This is a genomic window from Collinsella sp. Sow4_E3 (genome assembly GCF_052116285.1).
Classification (GTDB): domain Bacteria; phylum Actinomycetota; class Coriobacteriia; order Coriobacteriales; family Coriobacteriaceae; genus Collinsella.
In genome coordinates this window covers 1-526 of the sequence record NZ_JBQKLJ010000103.1, presented here as the reverse complement: position 1 = coordinate 526, position 526 = coordinate 1, and the positions used below count along the sequence as shown (strand labels likewise).

Sequence of the window (526 nt, the reverse complement as noted above, 5' to 3'; positions counted from 1 at the left end):
GTTTTTAGCTTTACCATTCCACTCATGTTATTTGGGGTCTATCGCCCCAACGATTTACCATTTGAAACCTACCTCAAGTACCGTTTTCATTATGAACTAACGGTGCCAGACCGCACATTTACTGGAAGAAAAGGAGACCAACGTGAAAAAATTAAAACACTCAATGAAACCAAAGACACCTTCTAATGACCAAAAGCAAAAGACGAAAACACAGAAGCAGGAGTTCAGACCTTCTACCGTAAATACGTTAGCCTATCAAGGGCTTTTTCAGAATGGCCTTATGCAGGTCAGTCCAAGCTATTTCTCACAAACCTATCTTTTAGGAGATGTTAATTATCAAACAGTTGGCTTAGATGATAAGGGAGCTATCGTGGAGAAATATTCCGATTTAATCAATTCACTGGATGATCAGACCAATTTCCAACTGACTATTTTCAATCAAAAAGTTAATCTGGAAAAATTCCGTAAGAGTATTCTTTATCCCTTGCAGGAAGATGGGTTTGATGCTTATCGTGATGAATTGAAT

The 526-nt window shown here is 38.0% G+C and carries 2 protein-coding genes; both read left to right on the top strand.

Annotated features, from left to right (window positions below; translation table 11 throughout):
• Positions 1 to 186: hypothetical protein (locus ACTQ48_RS11475; protein ID WP_441571051.1), on the top strand; the 186-nt coding region annotated here is incomplete at its 5' end.
• On the top strand, positions 143 to 526 hold a 384-nt coding region (locus ACTQ48_RS11470; RefSeq protein WP_441571050.1), incomplete at its 3' end, for a hypothetical protein. The genes ACTQ48_RS11475 and ACTQ48_RS11470, both read left to right, overlap by 44 nt.